This is a genomic window from Streptomyces sp. x-80, assembly GCF_046549095.1.
In the GTDB taxonomy this organism is placed as follows: domain Bacteria; phylum Actinomycetota; class Actinomycetes; order Streptomycetales; family Streptomycetaceae; genus Streptomyces; species Streptomyces celluloflavus.
This window is the reverse complement of record NZ_JAJPWM010000003.1, coordinates 295640-314396: the sequence shown is the minus strand read 5'-3', so window position 1 is coordinate 314396 and position 18757 is coordinate 295640. Positions and strand designations below refer to the sequence as shown.

At 73.4% G+C, this 18757-nt stretch carries 17 protein-coding genes and 1 riboswitch; of the genes, 3 read left to right on the top strand and 14 right to left on the bottom strand.

What is annotated here, in order from left to right; all coding sequences use genetic code 11:
• Positions 1-29 precede the first annotated feature (29 nt).
• The 6 genes from ACLJWH_RS06950 to ACLJWH_RS06925 all read right to left on the bottom strand — a co-directional run bounded on the left by ACLJWH_RS06950 (position 30) and on the right by ACLJWH_RS06925 (position 5193).
• A complete protein-coding gene (locus ACLJWH_RS06950) occupies positions 30-803 on the bottom strand; it encodes an endonuclease/exonuclease/phosphatase family protein (RefSeq protein ID WP_411140693.1) in 774 nt (257 codons plus the stop codon).
• A 5-nt stretch (positions 804-808) separates the two neighbouring features.
• A complete protein-coding gene (locus tag ACLJWH_RS06945; RefSeq protein WP_411140692.1) occupies positions 809-1750 on the bottom strand; it encodes an ROK family glucokinase in 942 nt (313 codons plus the stop codon).
• Between the two features lie 123 nt (positions 1751-1873).
• Positions 1874-2359, bottom strand: coding sequence for a DUF5304 domain-containing protein (locus ACLJWH_RS06940; RefSeq protein ID WP_411140691.1), 486 nt, complete (start codon positions 2357-2359; stop codon positions 1874-1876).
• Positions 2360-2460: 101 nt separating this feature from the next.
• Positions 2461-3696, bottom strand: coding sequence for an ArsA family ATPase (locus ACLJWH_RS06935; RefSeq protein WP_411140690.1), 1236 nt, complete (start codon positions 3694-3696; stop codon positions 2461-2463).
• A gap of 2 nt (positions 3697-3698) precedes the next feature.
• On the bottom strand, positions 3699-4196 hold the full coding sequence (locus ACLJWH_RS06930; protein ID WP_411140689.1) for an SRPBCC family protein: 498 nt from the start codon (positions 4194-4196) through the stop codon (positions 3699-3701).
• 181 nt (positions 4197-4377) lie between these two features.
• Positions 4378-5193 (bottom strand): metallophosphoesterase family protein, encoded by an 816-nt coding sequence (locus ACLJWH_RS06925; RefSeq protein WP_411140688.1) that lies wholly within the window; start codon positions 5191-5193, stop codon positions 4378-4380.
• A gap of 270 nt (positions 5194-5463) precedes the next feature.
• On the opposite strand from ACLJWH_RS06925, the gene ACLJWH_RS06920 reads away from it, so the two are divergent.
• Positions 5464-7260 carry an AMP-dependent synthetase/ligase gene (locus tag ACLJWH_RS06920; protein ID WP_411140687.1) on the top strand — a complete coding sequence of 599 codons (1797 nt, stop codon included), beginning with the start codon at positions 5464-5466 and terminating at the stop codon, positions 7258-7260.
• Positions 7261-7344: 84 nt separating this feature from the next.
• On the opposite strand, the gene ACLJWH_RS06915 is transcribed toward ACLJWH_RS06920, so the two are convergent.
• From ACLJWH_RS06915 to ACLJWH_RS06890, 6 genes are all read right to left on the bottom strand, one after another.
• On the bottom strand, positions 7345-8487 hold the full coding sequence (locus ACLJWH_RS06915) for a glycosyltransferase family 4 protein (RefSeq protein ID WP_411140686.1): 1143 nt from the start codon (positions 8485-8487) through the stop codon (positions 7345-7347).
• 218 nt (positions 8488-8705) lie between these two features.
• Positions 8706-10124, bottom strand: coding sequence for a hypothetical protein (locus ACLJWH_RS06910; protein ID WP_411140685.1), 1419 nt, complete (start codon positions 10122-10124; stop codon positions 8706-8708).
• Positions 10125-10175: 51 nt separating this feature from the next.
• Entirely contained in the window at positions 10176-11216 is a 1041-nt protein-coding gene (locus tag ACLJWH_RS06905; protein ID WP_411140684.1) for an NlpC/P60 family protein, read from the bottom strand.
• A 231-nt stretch (positions 11217-11447) separates the two neighbouring features.
• Positions 11448-12497 carry an NlpC/P60 family protein gene (locus ACLJWH_RS06900; protein WP_411140683.1) on the bottom strand — a complete coding sequence of 350 codons (1050 nt, stop codon included), beginning with the start codon at positions 12495-12497 and terminating at the stop codon, positions 11448-11450.
• 280 nt (positions 12498-12777) lie between these two features.
• A complete protein-coding gene (locus tag ACLJWH_RS06895) occupies positions 12778-14151 on the bottom strand; it encodes an NYN domain-containing protein (RefSeq protein ID WP_411140682.1) in 1374 nt (457 codons plus the stop codon).
• An 18-nt stretch (positions 14152-14169) separates the two neighbouring features.
• Positions 14170-14409, bottom strand: coding sequence for a hypothetical protein (locus ACLJWH_RS06890; RefSeq protein ID WP_381677542.1), 240 nt, complete (start codon positions 14407-14409; stop codon positions 14170-14172).
• Positions 14410-14734: 325 nt separating this feature from the next.
• Here ACLJWH_RS06890 and ACLJWH_RS06885 point away from each other — a divergent pair, with 325 nt between their 5' ends.
• Both ACLJWH_RS06885 and ACLJWH_RS06880 read left to right on the top strand, forming a co-directional pair.
• On the top strand, positions 14735-15415 hold the full coding sequence (locus tag ACLJWH_RS06885) for a rhomboid family intramembrane serine protease (RefSeq protein WP_411140889.1): 681 nt from the start codon (positions 14735-14737) through the stop codon (positions 15413-15415).
• Positions 15412-15693, top strand: coding sequence for an Lrp/AsnC family transcriptional regulator (locus tag ACLJWH_RS06880; RefSeq protein ID WP_136741556.1), 282 nt, complete (start codon positions 15412-15414; stop codon positions 15691-15693). Before ACLJWH_RS06885 ends, ACLJWH_RS06880 begins: the two co-directional genes overlap by 4 nt.
• A 38-nt stretch (positions 15694-15731) precedes the next feature.
• Here the strand turns inward: ACLJWH_RS06880 and ACLJWH_RS06875 are convergent, their stop codons facing one another.
• On the bottom strand, positions 15732-17159 hold the full coding sequence (locus ACLJWH_RS06875; RefSeq protein WP_411140681.1) for an aminotransferase class V-fold PLP-dependent enzyme: 1428 nt from the start codon (positions 17157-17159) through the stop codon (positions 15732-15734).
• Between the two features lie 191 nt (positions 17160-17350).
• Positions 17351-17468, bottom strand: a riboswitch (SAM riboswitch).
• Between the two features lie 97 nt (positions 17469-17565).
• Positions 17566-18630 (bottom strand): anthranilate phosphoribosyltransferase, encoded by a 1065-nt coding sequence (trpD, locus tag ACLJWH_RS06870; protein ID WP_411140680.1) that lies wholly within the window; start codon positions 18628-18630, stop codon positions 17566-17568.
• Positions 18631-18757 lie beyond the last annotated feature (127 nt).

Sequence of the window (18757 nt, the reverse complement as noted above, 5' to 3'; positions counted from 1 at the left end):
CCCCGGCTCAGGGCCGGTGGGCGTCCGGCTCAGGGCCGGTGGGCGGGGGCGGCCGGGACGCGCAGTGCCGCCAGCACCGGGAGATGGTCCGTGGCGGCCCTGAGGTCCGCCTCGCGCACGCCCGGCAGGCCGTACGGGACGCCGCAGCCCAGCACCTCGACGCCGTCCGTCGTGAAGACCGCGTCGATGCGCTGCCGCGGCGCGGCCGGTGTCGAGGTGAACTCCCCGCCCCACGGTTTCGCCACCCAGGCGTCGGTGAGCCGGTCCGCCAGCCGCCGGTAACTCCGGCCGTCCGGCCGGTCGTTGAGGTCTCCGGCGGCGACGGCGTACGGCACGTCCAGTCGTGCCAGCCGCGCCAGCAGCAGCCCGGCCTGCCCGTAACGCTCCGCGGCGGAGAGGCTGAGATGGCAGCTGAGCACGCCGAGCCGGGCGCCCCCGAACCGGAGCACCGCGGTCGCGAAACCGCGCTGATGCAGTCCGGGGGTGCGGGGCAGCAGGACGTCCTCCGTGCGCTCCACGTGGGCGCGGAGCGTGGAGAGGATCATCGGGCCCGCGGTCGTACCGCCGCCGGTGACGTACACCAGCCCCGACGCGCGGGCCAGCCGCTCGGCGGCCTTGCGCCAGCGGAAGAACCGCGGCGCCTCCTGGACGAGCACGAGATCGGGGGCGCAGGCCCGGATGACCCGGACCAGCGCCGCCCGGTCGTCGCGCATCGAGCGGATGTTGTAGCTGAGCACGCGGACCACCGCGGAGCCGTCCGCCGCGGTGCCGGACGCGGGGAGTCCGGGCGGCTCGGCCACCATCGCGGTCAGCCCTGGCGCGCCAGGTCGGCGGCCCCGACCAGACCGGCCTTGCCGCCGAGCTGGGCGGCGAGCACCTGGGCGTGCGGGCGCCACTGGTTGCCGACCAGCCAGCGGCGGAAGGACTTGCGGATCGGGTCGAGGACCAGTTCGCCCTCGTCCGAGACGCCGCCGCCGACGATGAAGGCGGACGGGTCGAAGAGCGAGGCGAGGTCGGCCAGGCCCGCACCGGCCCAGCGGGCCAGTTCGCGGAACGAGTCGATGGCGACCGGGTCGCCGCGGCGGGCGGCCTCGCTGATGTGCTTGCCCTCGATGCCCTCGGAGGTGCCGTCGCCCAGCGAGAGCAGCACCGCGGCGTTCTCGGGGGTGGCGAAGGCGCGCTGGCGGGCGTAGCGCAGCAGGGCGCGGCCGGAGGCGTACTGCTCCCAGCAGCCCTGGCTGCCGCAGCCGCACAGCAGTCCGTCGGGGACGACCCGGATGTGGCCGAACTCGGCTGCCACGCCGAAGCGTCCGCGGCGCAGTTTGTTGCCGATGATGATGCCGCCGCCCAGGCCGGTGCCGAGCGTGATGCAGATGACGTCGCTGTGGCCCTGGCCGGCACCGAACTTGTACTCGCCCCAGGCGGCGGCGTTGGCGTCGTTCTCGACGACGACGGGGAGGCCGACGCGCTGTTCGACCTTGTCCTTGAGCGGTTCGTGGCGCCAGTCGATGTTCGGCGCGAAGAGGACCGTGGCCCGCTTCTCGTCGACATAGCCGGCGGCGCCGATGCCGACCGCCTCGATCCGGTGACCGGCGCCTACCGTCCGGACGGCGTCCGCGATGGCCTCGGTCAGCGCGTCGGTGGCCTGCGGGGTCGGCACCGTGCACGTTTCGAGGATCGCGCCCCCTTCGTCGACCACGCCGGCCGCGATCTTCGTGCCGCCGATGTCGACGCCGATGGTGAGTCCCATGTGTCCCTCAGTTTTTCGCTCGAACCCCGCCGGGGACAACCGTACCGGAGGCGGGGGCGGCTCCCCGGTCCCGCACGGCCGCCGGCCCGGGGTGCCCCGCGCCGGGACGGCCGCGGCGGGGAGTCAGTCGAGGTCGATCCGCTCGGTGCCGGCCGGGCCGTCGTCGTCGCGCGGGTCGGTGGCACGGGCGTCGCCGGCCGGGCCCGGGGGGTTGCCGAGGTCCTCGCGGGTCCAGCGGCCCTCACTGCCCTCGACGGCGGAGCGGTAGGCGGCGAGCAGTTCGGAGCCGGCCGCGGCGAGGTGGTCGAAGACGTCGGGGTTGCGCTCGATGACCGGCTCGACGGCGGCCTTGGCCTGCCGGAACAGCTGGCCGACGGCGCCCTGTCCGGCGAGCTGGCCCAGCGCGCCGGGCAGCTGGATGCCGCTGAGCTTGTCGGTCACGGCTTCGGCGAGCTTGCGCAGTTCCTCGGCGGCGCTGCCCGGCTGCGGGCCGTACTCGGCGCGGCGGCGGGCCTTTTCGGCCGCGAGGTCCTCGGCGCACGCCGCCGCCCAGGCGTCGGCGTCGGGCTCGGCCTGGCGGTCGGCGGGACGATCGGTGGCATCACTCATGGTGAACTCCGTGGACTCCTGCGGCGCGGCGGGTACGGCGGCGAAGCGGATGTTTCGGGACGGGACTCACCCTCGACGGTACCCGAATGGTGGTACGGCGTTCAGTGGTCCTTGGGCCACAGGCCGGGATCGGGGGTGAAACGGATGTCGAGGACACCGTCCCGCAGCCCGGCGCCGGAGACGGTGCAGCGGCGCAGTGCGGAGGGGAGCGTGCGTATGCGCCGGAAGCGGCCGACGGTGACGACGATCTCGTCGCCGCGGCGCACCAGGCCCAGGCCCTCCCGGTCGGCGCCGGGCAGCGGCACCCGCCAGAGCAGGACGCCGTCGGTGGCCCGCCGGTCCTCGACGGTCCAGGGGTCGGTGTCCGGGAGCGGCGGCCGGGGCGCGGCGGCGGCAGCTGCCGGAGCGGTCGCCGCGGCGGGGGCGGTGCCGCCCGCCGGGCCGTCGAGCAGTGCGTCGAGTTCGTCGACGCCCCGGGGGTCGCGGCCCAGGTGCGGCACCTCGTGGACGGGGACCTCGGGGAACTCGTCGCGGAGCGCCTTGAGCGCGGTCTGCTGGCTGCCGGAGAGCGCGGCGAGGAACGGGTCCGCCGAGCCGGTGGGCAGCAGCCGGTTGACGAGGACGGCATCGACGCGGCGGCCGTACAGGGCGAGCCCGGCGCGGACGGTGCGCAGGTTCGCGGCGGCGACCGGACCGGCTTCGGTGACGAGCCGTACGGCCGTGCCGGGGTCGTCGATCACCCGCTGGACGGCGGCGAGTTCGTGCTCCCAGCGTTCGGCGGCCTCGTACAGCTTCTGGGCGGGCATCGGGACGCCGGCGAGCTGGGCGAGGACCGGGCGCAGGGCGCGGGCGGCCTGGCGCTCGGGCGGCAGCAGCCGGCGCAGATAGCGGCGGACCTGCGCGGGCAGCGCGAGCTGGCGGATCGTTTCGGCGGCCGGCGGCATGTCGACGACGACGGTGTCCCAGTCGCCCGACGCGTGCGCGGCGCGCAGCGCGTGCAGCAGCGCGAACGCCTCGGAGCCGGGGAGTTCGGTGAGTTCGTCCTCGTCGAGGGGGGCCGCGCCGAACATGTCGAGGGCGGCGCCGACGCGTTCCTGGAAGGCGAGGAACTCCTGGCGGAAGCGGTCGGCGGAGTCGATCCGCCGGGCGTGCAGGCGGGGGGCGATCTCGGTGGGTGCGGCGGCGCCGAGGGGCGTGCCCAGCACCGCTTCCGGGGCACCGCTCTCGGTGGTGAGCAGCAGTACGCGCGCTCCCCGCCGGGCGTCGGCCAGGGCGGTCGCGGCGGCCAGCGTGGTGCGGCCCGCGCCGCCGGTGCCGGTGACGAGGAGGGTGCGCATGCTCAGTGCTTCTCGGCCTCGTCGGCGGCTGCGCCGGGGCCCTCGGGGCTCTCGGGGCTCTCGGGGCTCTCGACGCGCTGCTTCAGACCGGCCAGCGCGCGGTCGATGATGACCTTCTCGGCCTTGCGCTTGATCATTCCGAGCATCGGGATCTTGACGTCGACGGTGAGCTGGTAGGTCACCTCGGTGCTCGCGCCGCCGTTGCGCGCGGCCAGGTGGTAGGTGCCGTCGAGGGCGCGCAGCATCTGCGATTTGACGAGCGACCAGCTGACCTCGTTCTCACCGGTCCAGGTGTAGGCGAGGGTGTGATCGTCCTTGATCGCGCCGGCGTCCAGCAGCAGGCGCACCTGCTCGGCACGGCCCCGGCCGTCCTTGGCGAGCACCTCCGCCTCCTTGACCTCGCCGGTCCACTCCGGGTAGCGGTCGAAGTCGGCGATCACCCCCATCACCTCGGCGGGTGCCGCCTCGATCATGATGCTAGAGCTGGTGTGTTCGGCCATCGCCGTGACTCCTCCATGCCGATACAGACCGGTCCGCCGACTGGCGTCGAACTCGGTGTCGCTGCTGCTGAAGGCTACCGCGCGGCGGGCCGCCGCCGGACATCAGCGGGCGCCGCACGGCCGGTCCCGCGCGCCGCGGCCGCGGGGTCCGCGGGGCCCGGCCGCCGGGGGCCGGAGCCGCTCACCACTGGAGGACGTACGGCGTTCCCGTCGCGTTGAAGTGCCCGACATTGACGCATTCCGTACCGCCGATCCGGACCCGGCGGGCGAGCGGCTGGTGGACGTGGCCGAAGAGGGAGTAGCGGGGCCGGGTGGTGCGGATGGCGTGCAGCAGCGCCGCGCTGCCGCGCTCGAACCGGCGGGCGACGGTGTCGTAGCAGAGCTCGGGGACGTCCGGCGGGATGTGCGTGCACAGCACGTCCACCTCGCCGAGTGCCTCGACCTTGGCGGCGTACTCCTCGTCACCGATCACGTACGGGATCGGGGTCTCCCCGGTGGGAACGGAGCGGCGTGCCGGGGGAAGCTTCGGCGACGTCAGTCCGCCCCCGACGAAGCCGAAGACCCGGCCGCCGATCTCCACCCGCTGGCCGTCCAGGACGGTAATACCGGGTCCGGCGTACTCCGGCCACAGGCTCGGCATATCGACATTGCCGTAGGTCGCGTACGCGGGGGTGGGGAGGGCGGCGAAGAGTTCCGCGTACTGCTTGCGTACGGCGCTCTCGATGGCCGCCTCCCGGCCCGTCCCCGTGCGGTCCAGCTCGCCCCAGAGGCTGCGGCCCAGCTCGCGGGCCTCCTGGAAGCGGCGGGCGGTGCGGAGTTCGATCAGCCGGTCGGCGTTCTCCACGCCGAAGAGGTCGGGGAAGATGCCGCGCGAGTGGTCGGCGTAGTCGAGGAAGAGCACGAGGTCGCCCAGGCAGACGACGGCATCCGCGCCGGCACCGGCCGCGGCCAGGTCCCGGCTGTTGCCGTGTACGTCGCTCACCACATGCACGCGCATGGAGTCACCCTAGATCCCCGGAGCCGATGCGGGGAGAGGGCCGCGACCTGCGGTTACTTTCCGGTCACCAAAGGGCTGGTCTACTCTGCGCGGAGCAGTCCCCTGGCGCGTCCACAAGCGTGTGACGCATCGAACATCTGGGGGTGACCCTCTATGCCAATTGCAATACCGGTGGGTAACGTCCGGGCAGTCCAATCCCCTGCCTGATCATGGACCGCAGCCGGCGAACACACAGCGTCGTGGCGCCGGCGCCAATGAGGAGCAGCAGTCTTGCGCGAGTTCAGCCTTCCGGCCCTGTACGAGGTCCCCGCGGACGGCAACCTGACGGATCTGATCCGCCGGAATGCCGCGCAGCACCCGGATGTCGCCGTCATGGGACGCAAGGTGGACGGACAGTGGCAGGACGTCACCGCCACCGTCTTCCTCGCCGAGGTCCGGGCCGCGGCCAAGGGCCTGATGGCCGCGGGGATCGGGCCGGGTGACCGCGTCGGGCTGATGTCGCGCACCCGCTACGAATGGACGTTGCTGGACTTCGCCATCTGGAGCGCCGGCGCGATCACCGTCCCGGTGTACGAGACCAGCTCCGCCGAGCAGATCCAGTGGATCCTCGGCGACTCGGGCGCGGTCGCCTGCCTGGTGGAGACCCCCGAACACGAGGCCGCCGTCGAGTCGGTACGCGACCGGCTGCCCCTCCTGGAGAACATCTGGCAGATCGAACGGGACGCCATCACCCGGCTGCGGTCGGCGGGCGCGGATATCTCCGACGACGAGGTGGACGCGCGCAGCGCGCTCGCCGACGCCGACGCGCCCGCCACCATCGTCTACACCTCCGGGACGACCGGCCGCCCCAAGGGCTGTGTGCTCAGCCACCGCAGCTTCTTCGCGGAGTGCGGCAATGTCGTCGAACGCCTCAAGCCGCTCTTCAGCACCGGCGATTCCTCGGTACTGCTCTTCCTCCCCGTCGCGCACGTCTTCGGCCGGCTGGTGCAGGTGGCCTCCGTGATGGCCCCCATCAAGCTGGGGCACGCGCCGGACATAAAGCACCTCACCGACGACCTCGCCTCCTTCCGGCCGACGCTGATCCTGGGCGTGCCCCGGGTCTTCGAGAAGGTCTACAACGGGGCGCGGGCCAAGGCGCAGGGCGACGGCAAGGGCAAGATCTTCGACAAGGCGGCGGACACCGCCATCGCGTACAGCCGCGCGCTGGACGGCGCACCGGGGCCGGCCCTCGGCCTGCGGATCAAGCACAAGATCTTCGACCGGCTGGTCTACCGCAAACTGCGGGCCGTCCTCGGCGGCCGCGCCACGCACGCCATCTCGGGCGGCGCCCCGCTCGGCGAGCGCCTGGGCCACTTCTACCGCGGCGTCGGCTTCACCGCCCTGGAGGGCTACGGCCTGACGGAGTCCTGCGCGGCCACCGCCTTCAACCCGTGGGACCGGCAGAAGATCGGCACCGTCGGGCAGCCGCTGCCCGGCTCGGTGGTGCGGATCGCCGACGACGGCGAGGTGCTGCTGCACGGCGAGCACCTGTTCACGGAGTACTGGAACAACGAGCCGGCCACCAAGGAGGCCCTCTCCGACGGCTGGTTCCACACCGGTGACCTCGGCACCCTCGACGAGGACGGCTACCTGGCCATCACCGGCCGCAAGAAGGAGATCCTGGTGACCGCGGGCGGCAAGAACGTCGCCCCGGCGGTGATCGAGGACCGCATCCGGGCGCACGCCCTGATCGCCGAGTGCATGGTCGTCGGCGACGGCCGGCCGTTCATCGGCGCGCTGATCACCCTCGACGCGGAGTTCCTGCCGCGCTGGGCACAGGAACACGGCCACCCGGCGGACGTGACCCCGGCCGAGATCGCCGAGGACCCGGAGCTGCTGGCCGCCGTGCAGCGTGCGGTGGACGACGGAAACGCCGCCGTCTCGAAGGCCGAGTCGGTGCGCAAGTTCCGTATCCTGCCGACCCAGTTCACCGAGGAGTCCGGCCATGTCACGCCGTCGCTGAAGCTCAAGCGCAGCGTCGTGGCGAAGGACTTCGCCGAGGAGATCGAGGCCATCTACCGGGGCTAGCCCCGGAGTTCGGCCGGCCCCCGGAACGCGGCGCGGTACGGGGGCGGGGTATGTCAGATCGGCCACACCCCGTACGACGACTGGCTAGAGCAGCTCCTTGAGGCGCTCCGCCAGCAGGTCCCAGCGCCACTTCTCCTCGACCCAGGCCCGGCCGCGCTCGCCCATCCTGCGGCGCAGCGCGGGGTCCTGGAGCAGCGCGACGATCCGCTCGGCGGCGGCCTCCGGCGAACCGCCCGGCACCACCCAGCCGGTCTCGCCGTCCAGCACCGCGTCCGGCGCACCCCCCGAGTCCCCCGCCACGACGGGCAGCCCGGTGGCGGACGCCTCCAGATAGACGATGCCCAGCCCCTCGACGTCCAGCCCGCCGCGCCGGGTGCGGCACGGCATCGCGAACACATCGCCCGCGCCGTAGTGGGCCGGCAGCTCCGCCCAGGGCACCGCGCCCGTGAAGCGCACCGCGTCCCCGACACCCTTCGCCAGGGCCAGTGCGTGCAGTTTCTCCTCGTAGGGACCGCCGCCGACGATCAGCAGCACCGCGTCGGGCACCGCCGCCACGATGGCGGGCATCGCCTCGATGAGGGTGTCCTGGCCCTTGCGCGGCACCAGCCGCGAGACGCACACCACGACCGGCCGGCCGGCGAGCCCGAGGCGGGCCCGTACGGCGTCACCGCCGGGGCCGGGGTGGAAGGTCTCCTCGTCCACGCCGGGCGGGAGCTGGACCATCCGCGCGGCGGCCTCGGGGGTGAGCGCCCCGGCGATCCACGACCGGGTGTACTCGCCGAGATAGGTGAGGGTGTCGGTGCCCTCGCCGATCCGGCGCAGCAGCTGCCGGGCGGCCGGCAGCTGCGCCCAGCCCGCCTCGTGGCCGTGGGTGGTCGCCACGATGCGGCGGGCGCCGGCCGCGCGGAGCGCGGGCGCCATCAGCCCGAGCGGCGCGGCGGCCCCGAACCAGACGGCGGAGCAGCCGTGTTCGCGCAGCAGACCGGTGGCCCGCCGGGTGACCGCCGGGGTGGGCAGCAGCATCGTCGAACGGTCGCGGACCACCGGGAACGGCTGTTCGGCGTCGAAGGCGGCGGTGGCCTCGACGCCCTCGGCGCTCCGCTTCCAGGTCGAGGCGTAGACGACGACCTGCGAGGGGTCCAGCCGCACCGCCATGCTGTGCAGGAATGCCTGGATACCGCCGGGCCGGGGCGGGAAATCGTTCGTGACGATGAGGGTCTTGTGCACGATGGTCTTTCGGCGGTCGGGGTCGGCGGGGCGGGCCCGCGCGGCAGGCCACGCGGGCGGGGCCGGTGGGGCGGCTCGGGGCCGACAGTACCGCCCCGGCGACCGGCCACGGCGGGCGTGACCCTCGTACCCGCCGCCGGGCCCGCCGCCGGGGCCGGGCGGGCCCGCCCGGCCCCGGGCCGCTCACCCGGTGAGCCGGCGGCCGGCCCACCCCGCGCTCAGTGCAGCTCGCCCTTCACGTAAGCGCGCCACTGCCGGGTGAACTCCGCCAGCCCGACGCCCAGTTGGGCCCGCATCGCCCGGTCCAGCCGGGTCGCGCGGACCGACTGCCGGTTGTCCTCGGTGGCCCCGGAGGAAGTCCCCGAAGGCCCCGGAGCGCCGGACACCGCCGTGCCGGACGGCGTACCGGCCCCGGCGGACGGCGCCGCGCTCGCGGGCGGCCCCGCGTGCCCCTGTCCCTTGCCGGACTTCCCCGCCTCCCGGTAGAAGGCCATCAGCGTGGCCTCGCCCCACTTGTCGGCGATCATCCGGCAGGCCAGCCAGCCGCCCTCGTAGGCCCGCGCCAGGCGGTCCGCGCCGCCCTTGAAGCCGAAGTCGTCGTCGGCCGGCAGCCGGACCGGCAGCTGCCCGGCGGCGACCGCCCGGGAGAGTTCCGGGGCGGCGACGGCGGGCGCGCGCCGGGAGCCGCGGTAGGCAACCCAGTCGGCGAACCCCTCGGAGAGCCAGAGCGGGGTGGCCGCCGTGGTGGCTGTGCGGGTGGCGACGTGAGTGGTCTCGTGGGTGAGCACGACCGTGCGGCCGAGGTCGTTCAGCTCGTCGTACGCGTCCGGGTTGACGATCACCCGGTCCGCGGGCGCGGCGTCCGCGGCGCCCGCCTCGGTGGTCGTGACGGCCGCGATCCCCGTGTAGCCGGACGGGTCGTCACTGCCCAGCAGCTGCGCCATCCGGCCGACGGAGTCCGGTGCCTCCACCACGACCTGCCCCGGCCAGTTCCCCCGCCAGGCGGCGCGGACCGCGGGCACCGCCGCGTCCGCCCGGTCCGCCAGATCGCGCAGCCGCGCCGGGTCCACGGCGGTGCCGAGGACCAGGGTGTACCGGCCGCGGACCAGTTGCACCGGACCCTGGTCCCACAGCTGGCGGGTGCCCGCCCGGCCGGCGGCCGCGCCGTCGGTGTCCGAGGAGATCCGCCAGCGGCCGTCGCGGGCGGTCAGCGTGAGGTACTGGACGGAGGTGACCGGTGCGGTGTCGAAGCCCTTCAGGCGGTAGCGCAGCCGCACCTGCGCGGCCAGCCGCTCGCCGCTGCCGCCGTCCGGGAGCGGGAAGGCACCGGTCGCGACCAGGTCGTAGCGCCAGTCGGCCAGCGGTACCGCCGCCAGATTGCCGAACATCTCCCGCTGCCGGGCCCGGTAGCCGGTGGCCCGCGGGTCGGTGGTGTCCAGGAAGGCGGCGGCGTCCCGGTCCCGGACGGCCCGCGCCCGTGCGTCGAGCATCCGCTGGACGTCCGGGAAGCGGTCGCGTGAGGAGGGCGCGGGCGGCGCGCAGCCGGCCAGCTGGGCGAGCAGCGCGAGCAGCAGGGCGGCGCAGCCCGCCACCCCGGCCCGCGACGGCCGCCGCCGTCCCGCTCGCTGACCCGACATGCGGCCGATCGTATGTGCGGTCCGGCCGGGGCAACAGCGCTGGGCGTCCGCTCAGGGCCGGGTGACGGACGAGACCGGCATCATGCCCACCGGGTCGTAGCGCACCCGCGCGCCGGGATACGGCGCGTGCACCACCCGGCCGTTGCCGACGTACATCGCGACATGGCTGGCGTCCGACCGGTAGATGACCAGGTCGCCGGGGCGGGCCTGGGCGAGCGGCACCTGATGCCCGGCGCCCCGCTGGGCCTGCGAGGTCCGCGGGAGGGCGACCCCGGCCCGGCCGTAGGCCCATTGGGTGAGTCCGGAGCAGTCGAACGACGAAGGCCCGGTGCTCCCCCAGGCGTACGGGGAGCCGATGGCGGCGCGGATCGCCGCGACGGCCGCGGCCGCCCGCCCCGAGGACGCCGGTGCCCCGGAGAGGTCCGGGGCACCGGCGCCGTGCCCGTCGCCCCGGGAGATCCGGTCGTAGGTCTCCCGGTCACCCGCGGGGAGCGCGTTCAGCAGGCGCCGGGCGTCGGCCAGCTTGCGCTGGACCTCCGCCTTGTGGCGCTCGACGGCCTTACGGCCCGCTTCCAGGTCCGCCAGCCTCCTCGCGGTCTCCAGGCGCTGCTGCTCCAGGCCCCGCCGTGCCGCCCGGAGTGCGCGCAGCTCGCCGAGGCGGGAGCTGCTGAGGCGGTCGAGCACGGCGGCCTTCTCCAGATAGTTCTCCGGCCGTTCGGTGAGCATCAGCGTGATGCTGGGGTCGATCCCGCCGGCCCGGTACTGGGCGGCGGCCAGCGCGCCGAGCCGGCCGCGCATCCGGTTGACCCGCTCCTGGGCGCGGGCCGTGCGGTCCTGAAGGGCCGACACCTCGCCGCGCAGCTTCCCGGTCCGCTCGCCGGCGGCGTTGAACTGCTCGGTGGCGCGCTCCGCCTGCTCGTAGAGCTTGGCGACCCGGGCGACGGCCGCGTCGCGGGCCGCGGTGTGGTCCGCCGGGTCGGCGGACGCCGGTGCCGCGGTCAGCGCGGCGGCGGCGGTCGCCAGGGCGGCCGACAGGACGGTGACACCGGTGAGGGTGACGGGGCCGGGCCGCGCGCTACGGCGATGGGACACGTGGGCCGCACTCCTTCTGTGTGCAGCCCGTGCCGCCCGGGAAGAGCGGTCGGTGACCGGCGGCTGCGAGGGCAGACAGTAACCGCGCGGATACACGGCGGCCAAAGACCCCGGCTCATATGCAAAAAGCCGCCCCGCCGGTGACTGCGCAGGTCACCGGCGGGGCGGGAAGTCAGCGGCGCAAGGAGCAATTCGCCCGTTCGGGCGGCCGTTCCGGAGTGTCCGGCCGGTTCAGACGCGCACACCGAACATGAAGGGCATGTTGCCGATCGCCTCGTAGCGCACGGAGGCGCCCGGCTTCGGCGCGTGCAGCACCTGGCCGTTGCCCGCGTACAGGCCGACGTGGTGCAGGTCGCCGTAGAAGAGCACCAGGTCGCCCGGCTTGAGCGCGCTCTGCGAGGAGATCCGGGTACCGGCGTTGGCCTGGTCCTGCGACATGCGCGCGATCGTCTGACCGGCCTGCTTGTACGCCCAGGAGGTCAGGCCCGAGCAGTCGAAGGAGGACGGACCGGTGGCGCCCCAGACGTAGGGCATCCCGATCTTCGACTGCGCGGCGGCCAGGGCGGCCGCACCGCGCCCGGAGGCCGGGGCGTCGTTGCCCAGGTCGACCCGGTCGTTGCCGCGGCTGCTGCGGTTGTCACCGCCGGCCGCTTTCTTGTCGTCCTCGGCCTTCAGCTCCGCGCGTTCCTTGGCCGTGAGGGTGTTCAGCAGCTCCTGCGCCTTGGCGAGCTTGCCCTTGACCTCGTCCTTCTTGTCACCCAGCGCCTTACGGGTGTCCGTCAGGTCCTTGATCTTGCCCGCGGCCTCGGTCCGCTCCTGGGCGAGCCGGCGCTGCTTGTCCGCGATGACCTTCAGCTGCTCGGCCTGCTTGCCACTGAGCTGTTCGAGCGTGGCGGCCTTGTCCAGATAGGTGTCCGGGTCACCGGAGAGGAAGAGCTGCACCGAGGCGTCGATGCTGCCGCTGCGGTACTGGCCGGAGGCGACGACACCCAGCCCCTTGCGGAGCTGGTTGAGCTCCGACTGGCCGCGGGCGACCTTGTCCTGGAGGCCCTCGACCTCCTTCTGGAGCTTGTCCTGGTCTTCCTTGACGCCGTTGTACTTCTCGGTGGCCTGCTCCGCCTGCTCGTAGAGCTTGTCAACCTCGGCCTTGACGTCCTTCTTGGCCGGCTTCGGATCGGCCTGGGCGGCCTGGGACGAGAGGGCAACGGCGGCAGCGGCGGTAGCGGTGAGCACGGTCACGCGAGTACGGCTCGGCTGCTTGGGTCGACGGTGGGACGCCACGAAGGCGAGCTCCTTCTTCCTCCAGCCGCCTACCGGGAAGTGGGGACGAGACCCCGGCTCCGCGCGCACACCGCGGACTCGGCGGTTCCTTCACTGTTCATCCCGGTTGGATGATCACCTGTATGAAGGTTCGGGGCCCGACCTTAGTAACCGACTTGTGATCCCTTCAAATCCTCACGGGGAAAAACTGCGTCAGGTGCCCCATCCTTTACCAACATCGCACAGGCAGTAATGGCAACTTGACGCTCAGGCACGAATTGCCGCCGGATTCGCGGGTTCGTCAGGTCCGGGCAAGTCGCTTGAGGAGCAAGGCCGATGCGACCGGCCGGGCGCCGGCCTTCGCCACGCCGTCGGCCACTTCCCGGTCCGTGGAGACCACGACCACCGGACGGCCGGGCGGCTCGGCCCGCACCAGCTGGCGGATCAACTCGTCGGCCGTCACGCCCGGTTTGCTGAACAGCACCCGTACCCCGCGCGGCGGGGCGAGCAGCACCGGCGCCGCCAGTTCCGCGCCGTCGAAGACGCAGGTCATCTCCGCGCCGGTCTGCGCCGCCAGTACCGCGAGGCCACCCAGCAGCCGCAGCCGCTGCTTGTCCAGCGGCATCGTCGGATAGCCGGTCTTGGTGACGTTGTAGCCGTCCACCACCAAATGCGCCTGCGGCAGGGCCAGCAGCTGGTCGAGGAGTGCCGGGTCCATCTCCGACAGCGCCCGGGTCGCGATGTCCCTCGGCGTCATCCGGCCCGGCACGACCGCCTCGACGGTGTCCGCAGGATGGACGTTCGCGGGCGGCAGCGCCAGCTCGCGGCGGAGCCCCTGGGCCGCGTCCAGGACCGTGTCCAGCAGCAGCCGCAGCCGCATGTCCTCGACACTGCGGCCCTCCCGGACGGCCCGTCTGCTGGTCTCCAGCGCCGCCTCGGCCTCGGCGATCCGGGCCTTGAGGCGGCGCAGTTCGCTGTCCGCGGCGGTCTTCTCCGTCGCCGCCTGCGCCCGCGCGGCCTCCAGCGCCGCGACCGCCTTGCGCACCGCCGCCTCGCCCCGCTTGACGTCGCTCAGCGCGCTGCGCAGCTTGCGCTGCAACGACTCGTTCTCCTTACGGACCGCGTCCAGGTCGGCCCGGGACCGGTCGGACTCCGTACGGGCGTCCGTCCGCGCCTGCGCCAGCTCCTCGCGCAGCCGGGCCAGCTCCCGCTCGGCCTCCTCGCCGGCCCGCTCGGCACGGACCCGCTGGGCCTCCTCGCCGGCCGCCGCGACGAGCTTGACCCAGCCCTCCGGGCGCAGCACATAGGCCGCCGCCGCGACATCCAGCGGGTCGGCGGCGGCGGGCGGGGTGCCGTGCTCCAGGGCTTCGGCGAGTTCCGGCTGGGCCTCGCGTAGCTTGCCCGCGATCCGCTGCCGGAAGACCGCATCGCTCTCCAGCGCCGCGGCCATCGCATTACCGGCGAATTTCGCCCGGCGAGTCGGCGTGAAACGTGCGTACTGCCGTAGCGGTGGCGGGAGTTCGGCGACCGTCAGACCGCCGAACGCCTCCGCCGTGAGCGCCACGACGCGGCGCCGTACGCCCTCGGGCAGCGGACGGTCGAGCACCTCGTCGGCCGCACCCTCCGGTGCGTCGTCGTGCGCTGAGCCCGGCTCCCCCTCTGGACGCTCCTCCACGGCTGCATCGCTCCGATCTCAGGCGCTCGCGCCCGGCCGGTCCACCAGCTCGATCTGGTCGACCGCGTTGCACCAGCGGCAGCGCACGGACTCGATGCTCTCATCGAGGACCTCGCGCTCCTCCACCCTCGGCTCCCCGGCCAGATCCAGGTGGACGTACTCCACGACCTTGGACCGGCGGGTCACGTCGAAACGCGTGAGGTTGCCGCACAGGGTGCAGCGCCACCGCGTCTCGGCCGTCGGCAGGGGAAGCGCCATCGTGAAGTCCTCTTTCGTGCTCGTCGTGCTCGTGCCGTGCAGCTTCCCGCGGTGCACCGTCGGACTGCGGAAGTACGTCAAAATACTGCCTGTAACCCTACGGCCTCGCAGGGGCCGGTGCGGGCGCTCCCCGAGAGCCCGGACGCGGCGAGGCACTCTGTCCCGGTTGCCCCCGTTACGTCATGATCACTTCATGACGGCGCCGTCGCAATTCCCCGGTTCTCCCCGTCCCGCACGTCGTTCACGTCGTTCACGTGGTTCACGTTCTCCCCGCTTCACCCGGCCGGCCCAGCCCGCCCGGTCCCTGCGCGCCGTGTTCTCCCGGGTGACGGCCGTGCTGATCGCCCTGAACTGCGCGGTCTTCGCGCTCGGCCCCGCCTCCGGCCTGAACCGGGTGTACGGCACCGGCAACGCGCTGCTCCGGGCCCAGGCTGCCTACTTCGCGCAGTGGGGGGTGATCCCGGCCGACCTGTGGAGCGGTTCGGTCCGGGCCCTGGTCACGCCGCTCACCGCCCTGTTCGTCCACGGCGGCTGGCTGCATCTGCTCGGCAACATGCTCTTTCTGTACGTCTTCGGCGGGATGGCCGAGGCCCGGATGGGCCGGCTGCCGTTCGCCGTCTTCTACCTCTCGACCGGCTATCTGGCGCTGCTCGGCTACGCGGCCGCGCACGCCGCGTCCGGCCAGACCCTGGTGGGGGCCTCCGGCGCGATCTCCGGCGTCCTGGGCGCCTTCCTCCACCTCTTCCCCAGGGCCCGGGTCACCAGCGTCTTCCCGTTCCTCTTCTTCCTGCCGCTGCGCTTCCCCGCCTGGGCCGTGCTGCTCTTCTGGTTCTTCCTCCAGTGGCGGTCGGCGCAGGACGGCCCCAGCGGTCCGGGCGTCGCCTACCTCGCCCATGTGGTGGGCTTCGCGCTCGGCTTCCTCTACGCGTGGCTCCGCTACCGGAGGGATAGTGTGGTGGCCACCAGGAGCAACGCACCGGCGACCGAGGGAGAGAGCCAGCCGTGATCACGTCGATCGTGCTCATCAAGACCAGCGTGGACCAGATCCCGGAGATCGCCGAGAAGATCGCCGCGCTGGAGGGGGTCAGCGAGGTCTACTCCGTCACCGGCGCGCACGACCTGATCGCGATGGTCCGGGTCGCCGCGCACGACGACCTCGCCGACGTCATCCCCGGCCGGATCAGCAAGGTGCCGGGCGTCGCCTCCACCGAGACGCACATCGCCTTCCGCACCTACTCGCAGCACGACCTGGAGGCGGCCTTCGCCATCGGCCTGGACGCGTAGGCCGGTCGCGGCCGGCGACGCGGACCGCCCGGCCGCCCTCAGGCGGCGGGGTCCGGCACGCAACGGCCGCCCTCGGTGCGGTAGTTCCAGCGCGCACCGTCCGCCACCAGCTCCCGGACCGCCCGCACGAACCGCTCGATGTGCTCATCGGGGGTGCCGGCGCCGAAGCTGACCCGGATGGCGTTGAGCGACTTCTCGCCCGGCGCCGCCTCGGGGGCGCCGCACTCCCCCGGCTCGTCGGACTCGCTGCCGAGCAGGGTCCGTACGAGCGGGTGCGCGCAGAACAGGCCGTCGCGGACCCCGATGCCGTACTCCGCCGACAGCGCCGCCGCGAAGTGCGAGCTGTTCCAGCCCTCGACCACGAACGAGAGGACGCCGACCCGCGGGGCGTCGTCGCCGAACAGCGAGAGCACCCGCACCTCGGGGACCGTGGCCAGGCCCTCCCGGACCCGGGCGATCAGCCGCTGCTCGCGCGCCACCAGCTCGTCGAAGCCGGCCTCGGTCAGCGCCTGGCAGGCGGCGGCGATGGAGTAGGCGCCGATGACGTTCGGCGAACCGGCCTCGTGCCGGGCCGCGGTGGTGTGCCAGTCGACGTCCACCCCGCCGTCCGTACGCCGCGCGACCGTACGGCTGGCCCCGCCGCCCGCGAGGTACGGCTCGGCGCCCTGCAACCAGTCCGCGCGGCCGGCCAGCACCCCGGCACCGAACGGGGCGTACAGCTTGTGCCCGGAGAAGGCCACCCAGTCCACGTCCAGCGCGCCGATGTCGATGGGGTGGTGCGGTGCGAGCTGTGCCGCGTCCAGCACGATCCGCGCGCCGTGCGCATGCGCCACGGCCGCCAGCTCCCGTACCGGCCACAGCTCACCGGTCACGTTCGACGCACCGGTCACGCACACCAGCGCCGGGCCGGCGGAGGGCTCGCGGCCGGCCAGTGCCGCCGCCAGGATGTCGACCGCCTGCCGCGGGGTGCGCGGCGCGTCCAGGTACGTCACCACGGTGTCCGCGCGCCGCTCCCACGGCAGCAGCGACGCATGGTGCTCGGTCTCGAAGACGAACACCTGGGTGTCCTGCGGGAGCGCGGCCGCCAGCAGGTTCAGCGAGTCGGTCGTGGAACGGGTGAAGACCACCTGGTCGCCCGCGTCGCCGTCCGGGCGGCAGCCCAGGAAGTCGGCGATCGTCCGGCGGCTGTTCTCGAACAGGTCCGTGGACAGCTGCGAGAGGTATCCGGCACCGCGGTGCACGCTGCCGTAGTACGGCGCGTAGGCCGCCACGTCGTCCCAGACCCGCTGGAGTGCCGGGGCGCTGGCGGCGTAGTCCAGCGCGGCGTAGTCGGCCTCGCCACCGGTCACCAGCGGGACACGGACGTCCCGTCCCAGAACGGGCAGCGGGGCACAGCCGGAACGGTCGGCGGAACCGGCGCGGTCGGCAGAGTCCGCGGAAACGGCGGAAACGACGGAAACAGGCATGGCGAACTCCCGTGAGAGAAAAGCGAATTCGCTGCGCGCACCGGCGCGAAAAGGCGCGGGCGCAGCGTGCTGAAGAAAGAGAGAAGACGCGCGGAAAAGCGCGGAACAACGCGGAGAAAGGGGCCTTCGGCCCTATCGCATTCGCTTCATCACGGAAGGTGCTCCCTCGGGGACCAGGATCCCTGGCGAGGGATCCGCGCTTGCCGCAGACCTCGTTGCCTGCGACCTGGTCATCACCCGGGGCACCCCGCCACGGAAGGAGGGTTGCCGGACAGCGGGCCGGGGCCTGCATCGCTGTCACTCGTGACCTGGGCAGAATCATGCCACACGAACAAAAAGGCGCAAGGCCCGGTCCGTCATGCGGACCGGGCCTTGCGCCACCTCCCGTGCCCGGGAGCGGCCGCGCTCAGGCGTTGCTGGCCGCCACCCAGCGCGCCAACGCCGCTTTGGCCGCCCCGGAGTCGATCGACTCGGCGGCCTGCTCGATACCCGCCCGGATCTGCTCCGCCAACGGGGCGTCGGTCGGCCGGAGCGCCACCAGCGCCGCCGCGGAGTTCAGCAGCACGGCGTCCCGCACCGGACCCTTCTCCCCGTCCAGCAGCCGGCGCGCCACCTCCGCGTTGTACGCCGCGTCCGCGCCGCGCAGCGCCGCCACCGGGACCAGCGGGATGCCGACGTCTCGCGGGTCGAAGGGCTCCTCGCGCACGGCGCCGTCGCGCACCGTCCACACCCGGGAGGTCGCGGTCGTGGTCAGCTCGTCCAGCCCGTCGTCGCCGCGGAACACCAGCGCCGACGAGCCGCGCTCGGCGAGCACCCCGGCGAGGATCGGCGCCATTCGGGCGTCGGCGACACCGGTCGCCTGGGCACGGACCCGCGCCGGGTTGGTCAGCGGGCCGAGCACGTTGAACGTGGTGCGGACGCCCAGCTCACGGCGGGCGGGGGCGACATATCGCAGCGAGGGATGGAACTTCACCGCGAAGCAGAAGGTGATGCCCGCCTCCTGCGCGACCTCGGTGACCCGCTGCGGTGTCAGATCGAGATTGACGCCGAGCTGCTCCAGCACATCGGAGGCGCCGCTCGCCGATGACGCCGCGCGGTTGCCGTGCTTGACGACCTTCGCGCCGGTGCCGGCCACCACGATCGAGGACATCGTGGAGATGTTGACGGTCTTGGCGCCGTCGCCGCCGGTGCCGACGATGTCCACGCTGGGCCCCGGCACCTCGATCAGCCGGGCGTGCGCGTACATCGTCCGGACCATTCCGGAGATCTCCGCGACGGTCTCGCCCTTGGCCCGCAGCGCCACCGCGAAACCGGCGATCTGCGCGTCGCTGGCCTCGCCCCGCATGATCTTGTCCATCGCCCACGCGGTGTCGGCGGCGGCGAGGTCACGGCCGTCCAGCAGGGCGTTCAGGATGCCCGGCCAGGTGTGGGCCGCCACGCTGTCGCCGCCAACCGGGGTCACAACGTTCATGGTCCACGCTCCTGGTTTCGTCTCCTGCTTGTGCGGCCAACCCTATCGACCCCCGGGCATGCCGGAAGGCCCCGTCCGGATGAGGCAGGACGGGGCCTTCTGGGTGGCGTACTCACAACCGCGCCCT

Bases quoted from the DNA above. Each gene is read 5' to 3' on its own strand.
- ACLJWH_RS06940 (WP_411140691.1), bottom strand. From the start codon at position 2,359: ATGAGTGATGCCACCGATCGTCCCGCCGACCGCCAGGCCGAGCCCGAC.
- ACLJWH_RS06910 (WP_411140685.1), bottom strand. From the start codon at position 10,124: ATGTCGGGTCAGCGAGCGGGACGGCGGCGGCCGTCGCGGGCCGGGGTG.
- ACLJWH_RS06875 (WP_411140681.1), bottom strand. From the start codon at position 17,159: ATGCCTGTTTCCGTCGTTTCCGCCGTTTCCGCGGACTCTGCCGACCGC.
- ACLJWH_RS06890 (WP_381677542.1), bottom strand. From the start codon at position 14,409: ATGGCGCTTCCCCTGCCGACGGCCGAGACGCGGTGGCGCTGCACCCTG.
- ACLJWH_RS06950 (WP_411140693.1), bottom strand. From the start codon at position 803: ATGGTGGCCGAGCCGCCCGGACTCCCCGCGTCCGGCACCGCGGCGGAC.
- ACLJWH_RS06945 (WP_411140692.1), bottom strand. From the start codon at position 1,750: ATGGGACTCACCATCGGCGTCGACATCGGCGGCACGAAGATCGCGGCC.
- ACLJWH_RS06925 (WP_411140688.1), bottom strand. From the start codon at position 5,193: ATGCGCGTGCATGTGGTGAGCGACGTACACGGCAACAGCCGGGACCTG.
- ACLJWH_RS06930 (WP_411140689.1), bottom strand. From the start codon at position 4,196: ATGGCCGAACACACCAGCTCTAGCATCATGATCGAGGCGGCACCCGCC.
- ACLJWH_RS06935 (WP_411140690.1), bottom strand. From the start codon at position 3,696: ATGCGCACCCTCCTCGTCACCGGCACCGGCGGCGCGGGCCGCACCACG.
- trpD (WP_411140680.1), bottom strand. From the start codon at position 18,630: ATGAACGTTGTGACCCCGGTTGGCGGCGACAGCGTGGCGGCCCACACC.